We start from the raw sequence: 6,865 nt of genomic DNA, 5'->3' as shown, positions 1-6,865 counted from the left end.
TGTATTGGAATCTTGCTTTCATTCTTTGTCCTTTGTTTTACTATTCCATTCTAACAGGCTCGGTAAAATCTACCAAAGAATTAAAGCCGTCCTTAAGGACGGGGTTTTCAACCCAATTTTTTGATAACTCTCTGATAGAATCAGCAAGAAATTAAAGCCGTCCTAGAAGCACGGGGCTTGTACCCATTCTTTTGGTCAAAAGCTAGATACCAATTGCACCCGCCCTTCATCCATTTCATTCATTAATAACTCTAAAGCTTCGTAATCAATATCCGAGATGTAGCCCAAACGAGTTAGTTCGTAGTTGATTTCATTTTCAATATCAGGTGTCAGACGCTTAATATTGAGGGCTTTTTCTACAAGTTTACGAATAGCATGAGTTGCTTGCATAGTAGATCGGAGAACTCAGTATATTTTATATATTGATCTAAATTGTATATCTCCGAGGTGATCTAAATCAGAACCCACCAGTGATTTCAATTACTTTCTGGCTCTGATTATCCCAGAGTGTCGTTCTGGGGCTGGTTGTTATGGTAATCCCTATTTTAAAATTAGTAAAATTGAGGCTAAATTGTCTGGCATTTATAATAAATAGTATCCTAGCATACTATAATGCGGAAATTGTGCAGAAATTTAAATTAACAAAAAACTTAATCTAGATTAAGCCGTGGGGTGGCAGTTTCCCATCTGTAATCTCCAATGTCGAATCTAATTGGGTTGGCGGATTGACACCTTTTGAGGTAGGCTACTTAAGAGTCGCAACTATTAGCGAGTCCAGCCGTGACAGTAACAGTCGAAGAATTACTTACATCAGAAATTAATCAACCTGCTCGTTATTTAGGTAACGAGTTGGGGGCTGTACGCCAGCCTTGGGATGCAGCAACTGTCCGATGGGTGCTGACTTATCCAGAAGTGTATGAAGTTGGTGCTTCCAATCTCGGACACATCATTCTTTACAATATCTTGAACGCCGGGCCGAGGCAGTTGTGCGATCGCGCTTATTTGCCGGCACCAGATTTAGCAGCCAAACTGCGATCGACTCAAACTCCCCTGTTTGCAGTGGAATCAAGGCGATCGCTCACCGAATTTGATATCCTGGGCTTTAGCCTCAGTTACGAACTCGGAGCCACAAATATTCTGGAAATGCTGGATTTGGCAGGCATTCCCCTAACTTGGCAAGAAAGAGCGACAAGTTCTCAATTCCCCCTAATTTTTGCCGGGGGCCAAACGGCAACTTCCAATCCTGAACCCTACGCTGACTTTTTTGACTTTTTTGCTTTGGGTGATGGCGAAGAATTGTTGCCGGAAATTGGCTTGATTTTGGCCGAAGGCAAAACTAATGGTTTGAGTCGAGAAGCGTTGTTGCTAGATTTGGCACAAATTCCCGGCGTTTATGTGCCGCAATTCTACGACATGGCCCCTGATGGTTCAGTCCATCCCAATCGCCCGGAAGTTCCGCCACGAATCTTACGCCGGGTGGCGACTCCCATTCCAGCTTATTCGATCGGCCTGGTTCCCTACGTCCAGACAGTACACGATCGACTGACAGTAGAAATCCGCCGTGGTTGTACTCGCGGTTGCCGCTTTTGTCAACCGGGAATGTTGACTCGCCCCGCGCGAGATGTGGAACCTCAACAAGTCGTAGAGGCGATCGAAAAGGGCATGAAAGCCACCGGGCAAAGCGAATTTTCCCTGCTTTCTCTCAGTTGTTCCGACTATCTGGCACTCCCAGCAGTCGGTATGGAAATCAAAAATCGCCTGAAAGATAAAAATATTTCTCTGTCTCTACCCAGCCAGCGGGTCGATCGATTTGATGACAATATTGCTGATATTCTAGGCGGTACTCGCCAGGGTGGGTTGACTTTTGCGCCGGAAGCTGGTACGCAGCGGATGCGGGATATTGTGAACAAGGGTTTGACTAATGAAGAATTGCTCAGGGGTGTGAAAACGGCAGTCGATCGCGGTTGGGATAAAATCAAGCTGTATTTTATGATCGGTTTGCCTGGAGAAACAGATTTTGATGTTCTGGGCATCGCTGAAACAGTCCGTTGGCTGAGTAGGGAATGTCGGATCGATGGCCGACGCCGACTGAATTTCAATTTGACAATTTCTAACTTTACGCCCAAGCCCCATACTCCTTTTCAGTGGCACTCGGTTTCTACTACAGAATTTGCCCGCAAGCAAAAATTACTGAGGGAAGAGTTTCGGGGAATGAGGGGTGTTAAGGTGAATTTCACCGATGTGCGCATTTCGGCAATGGAGGATTTTGTTGGCAGAGGCGATCGACGTTTGGCTGCTGTCGTCCGTCGCGCTTGGGAACTCGGTGCAGGTATGGATGCGTGGTGGGAAAGCTTGGATAAAGCTTACAAGGCCTGGACTGTGGCGATCGCCCAATCCGATCTTACCTGGAAATATCGCCAAGTCGAAAGCGGTGAATGGAATTTGTTTGCACAGAAGGAAGTAACCCCCCCCAGCCCCCCCCAAGGGGGGAAATCAGAAGGCACACTCCAAGGCGGGAATGAATTAGGAACCCACCTCCTAGATCAACCCTTACCTTGGGATCATCTGGATACGGGAATTGACAAAAATTGGCTAAAACTTGATTTGCAGAAGGCTTTGGCAGCCGCAACAGTCCCCGATTGTTCCTTTGAAGGCTGTTCTCACTGTGGGGTTTGTGGCACTGACTTTGGACACAATATTGTGGTAGAACCTCTGCCAATTCCTCCCTTTGCAGGGGAGTTTGTGCCGAATCAAGAGCGAAAACAGCGCTTTCGGGTGTGGTTTGGCAAGGTGGGCGATATGGCTTTGGTTGGTCATTTGGATTTGGTACGATTGTTCGATCGCGTATTCCGTAAAGCCGATTTACCGATTTCTTTTACCGGCGGTTTTCATCCCAATCCTCGCATTTCTCTGGCAAATGCCCTGCCTCTTGGTGTTAGTAGCACAGGGGAAATTGTGGATTTTGAACTCACTGAGTTGATGGACGCCCAGGAGTTTCGGGCAAAATTGGTGGCACATCTACCGCCAAATATTCCTGTTTACAAGGTTGAGGCGATCGATCTTAAGGCTCCTTCTGCCAATCAGTTGTTAGAAGCTGCGGAATACCTGATTACTGTGGCTGTAGCTGGTGCGGTGGCAAAAAATGACGCATCAAACCCAGAGAATTTGACGCCTGTCTGTGTCGCTGCTAGTGACCAGTGGCAAGCTTGGGTAGAGGCGATCGTCCAAGCTGAGGATTTTTGGCGGGAACACACTACCAAGTCGGGTAAGACGCAGCAAGTCAATTTGCGCGATCGACTACAGGAACTAGAACTGGTAGATAATCAATCTGCCGACAGTCCTAACTCCCAAGCTAAAGCCATCTTGCGCTATCGGGGTAGCTGTCGCAGTGATGGTAATGTACTAAAGCCAGAACATCTGGTGTGGATGCTCGAACAAGTCAGCCACCAGGAAATTCAGCTTCTGCATATCCAACGCAGTCAGCTAATCCTGAATTATGGTTAGAATAGAAAAGTCGAAGGTGGAGTATTCTACCGGGTATCAAGCTATAATTGCTTGTTATGGAAGTCAGGACGGTTAGATGGCGATTAGTCCATCGCCGTTGAGTCAACCAGCAACGCGGGCTGGGTGCAAACTGCTTCTGTTCAAGACTTCAAGCCTTTTTGTAAATCCTTGGCTAAATCTAGCATCAAACTCGCAGGAGCTTGCTCAAAGATAAATTTATCGATTCAGTCGATCGCCGGCTTACTCAAAAATTTCATGTTTTAAGCCAGTCTGTGAGTATTTCAGGTAAAAGCAGTCCCAAATGCGTTGAGCGATGGGATAGAGGCGATCGTAGTTGAGCCTGTCAGGGTCACACCTGCAAAGTAAACCTAATTGTCCGCATTTGACTATTGGTTTACAGACTACTCAAAAATAGATGTTTTTGACCAGGTTTGAGGCTTGGTAGTTGACGGAAATCGCAGTCGAATGGCAAGCTGAATTCAGTTGAGTGCAATCCGCCGATCGCACAAGTATTCAACAAAAGTCCTTACGCTTTCACTCCTACATAATTTCCCTCAAAACCAGCCCTGAACCACCACTTCCTGGAGTTATCAGTTTTTTGTGTAGAGTTGTGTGTTAAGAAATTGGTACGGTGTCACTGAATTGATTCGCTGAGTTCCAATTAACAGTTGCAAGGGTTGAATTTTGAGTGAAAGAATTCGTAATTCACAAATCAAAATTCAATAGACCTCTCCCGTAATTATTGTGGGGTAGGCATCCAGCCTGCCATTGACAGCGTTTTTGGGAGATGTGTAATATTTACAACTCGCTAAAAGCGTCCTTATTTCTATCTTCCAGCTCAGTCTGCGAAGCATAACTCATAACTCTGTACGGGTGGATTTAAGCACTTTATCTGTAACGGTCAACAGTCAACAGTTAATAGTCAACATTTAACAGTCCTTCCATCCTGCAATAAATCACAGCTAATAACTCTTGAAGTTACTACTAATTAAAATCAAAGTTAAAGGCACTATTCAGCGTAGGTGTCTGGAACTTGCTGACAATTTTTTCGAGGAAATTGAATGACTAAGCAGATAGTTATAGCAGAGCAGCATCGTATTGCCGCCGTCTTTTCAGAAGACCAAATCCAAGAACTCGTGGTAGCCACAGGCAGCCACCAAGTTAGTGATATTTACTTAGGCATTGTCGAAAATGTATTACCTGGGATAGATGCCGCTTTCGTGAATATCGGCGACCCAGAACGCAACGGGTTTATGCACGTCACAGACCTCGGCCCGCTGCGACTCAAGCGATCGGCTGGAGCAATTACAGAACTTTTGACTCCCCAACAAAAAGTTCTGGTACAGGTAATGAAAGAACCCACGGGCAGTAAAGGCCCCCGACTCACGGGCAACATTACTCTGCCTGGTCGCTATTTGGTGCTGATGCCCTACGGACGGGGAGTCAATCTCTCCCGGCGGATCAAGTCCGAAGCCGAGCGCAACCGCCTCCGAGCCCTGGCTATTTTGGTCAAACCAGCCGGGATGGGACTTTTGGTACGCACCGAAGCTGAAGGCCAGACTGAAGAAGCCATCATGGAAGACTTGGAAGTGCTACAAAAACAGTGGGAAGCCGTTCAAATAGAAGGCGGTACGACGCGGGCACCGGCACTCCTCAACCGCGATGACGATTTTATCCAGCGGGTGCTGCGGGATATGTTTAGTGGTGATGTGAATCGGATTGTGGTGGACTCGCAAAATGGGATTAAGCGAGTCAAGCAGCAGTTGATGAGCTGGAACGGTGGCAAACTGCCTGCGGGAGTTTTGATCGACCATCATCGAGAGCGCGCCTCGATTTTAGAATTTTTCCGGGTGAATGCTGCTATTAGAGAAGCCCTCAGACCAAGGGTAGATTTGCCTTCAGGCGGTTATGTGATTATTGAGCCGACAGAAGCATTAACGGTGATAGATGTCAACTCTGGTTCCTTTACTCGATCGGCTACGGCGCGAGAAACGGTACTCTGGACCAATTGCGAAGCTGCTACAGAAATCGCCAGACAACTGCGCTTGCGGAATATTGCCGGGGTAATTATTGTTGATTTTATTGACATGGAGTCCCGCCGCGATCAGTTGCAGGTGCTCGAACATTTCAATAAAGCTCTCCGGGCTGACAAAGCTCGACCACAAATCGCCCAACTTTCAGAATTGGGACTGGTAGAACTGACTCGCAAGCGCCAAGGTCAAAATATTTATGAATTGTTCGGCCACAGTTGTCCTACTTGCAACGGGTTGGGTCATTTGGTGCAACTCCCCGGCGAAGAGGAAATGGCCCCAGCGGCACGGGAATCGGGCGATCGCACTGTGGCGACATCCAACCGCGTGTTGTTAAATTTACCGGAAGGATTGGAGCGCCGTAGCTTGGCCCCTGTAGCTGCTGCCAGTCCCACATCGGTGCGGGAAGAACGTTTAGCCGAACCCCAGCGGGCTGCTTGGGAACCTCTGAATGAAAGCTTGGATTTTGAGGCTGGTAGTAATGTTGCTTCTTTGGATTTACTCAACCATCCCAGTTATCAAGACTTGGGGAACGGTACTCGCCGCCGCCGTCGTCGCCGGATTGGGGAAGAAGCTTTTGGACTGCCGGTGGAAGAGGAACCAGTACGCAGCAAGTTGCGACTTCCCAATACTTCTAGCGCTCCCATTGCAGAGCCGAGAGCGGAATATCTTCCACCCCCAGGCATTCGCCCTGCTTCCGAGGGTTTTGGATTGGTGAATATGACGGCTTCCAGGCGCGAAGATTTCGAGCGGGTGCGTCCCACTAAGTCGGAGTTGATGAAGCCGATGGTGGAGCCTCCTGAAGTGATTACGGTGGAAATGACGGCTGAGGAACAGGATGTTTATGCTGTCATGGGGGTTTCTCCTTTGGTGCTGACTAATCGCAGTCTGAAAAATCCTAAGAATGCGATCGTTTCGGTGACCATGCCGGGAGAAGCCCCAACTAAGCCGCCCTTTGAGCAGTTGGAACTTGAATTTACACCGACGGCGCAAGGATCGGATGTGGAGGAACGGGATTATTATGCCGAGATGCCTGTAGTTGAGTCTGTATTTTCTCCTGTATTTTCTGAGGATGCTCAGACGGAAATTTACGATGAAAGTCCGATGGACGACACTGATGATTTTGAGTTAATGTCGTCGATGTCGTCCATGTCTGAAATATCGGAAATGAGCGATGAGGCGATGATCGAACTAATGCCATCGGAGGAACTAATGCCATCGGAGCAACCAATGCCATCGGAGCAACCAATTCCATCCGAAGAACCGGAGGAACCCGCTATCAATCGCCGTCGCCGTCGCCGTTCCTCTGCTGTTTTGGATGAATAGCGAAA

The 6,865-nt window shown here is 47.8% G+C and carries 3 protein-coding genes; 2 read left to right on the top strand and 1 reads right to left on the bottom strand.

The features are described from left to right. Positions 1-195 precede the first annotated feature (195 nt). Positions 196-390: a hypothetical protein gene (locus AAFP14_RS23750; RefSeq protein WP_340525455.1), complete on the bottom strand. Its 195-nt coding sequence runs from the start codon at positions 388-390 to the stop codon at positions 196-198. A gap of 390 nt (positions 391-780) precedes the next feature. Between AAFP14_RS23750 and AAFP14_RS23745 the strand changes: the two genes are divergently transcribed. Both AAFP14_RS23745 and rne read left to right on the top strand, forming a co-directional pair. Continuing rightward, entirely contained in the window at positions 781-3,504 is a 2,724-nt protein-coding gene (locus tag AAFP14_RS23745; protein ID WP_341734653.1) for a TIGR03960 family B12-binding radical SAM protein, read from the top strand. A gap of 1,061 nt (positions 3,505-4,565) precedes the next feature. Then, positions 4,566-6,860, top strand: coding sequence for a ribonuclease E (gene rne, locus AAFP14_RS23740; RefSeq protein WP_341734652.1), 2,295 nt, complete (start codon positions 4,566-4,568; stop codon positions 6,858-6,860). Positions 6,861-6,865: the final 5 nt, after the last annotated feature.

This window comes from Microcoleus sp. EPA2 (assembly GCA_020882975.1).
Lineage (GTDB): Bacteria > Cyanobacteriota > Cyanobacteriia > Cyanobacteriales > Microcoleaceae > Microcoleus.
The sequence above is the reverse complement of the archived record's forward strand: the minus strand, read 5'-3'. Positions and strand labels throughout refer to the sequence as shown.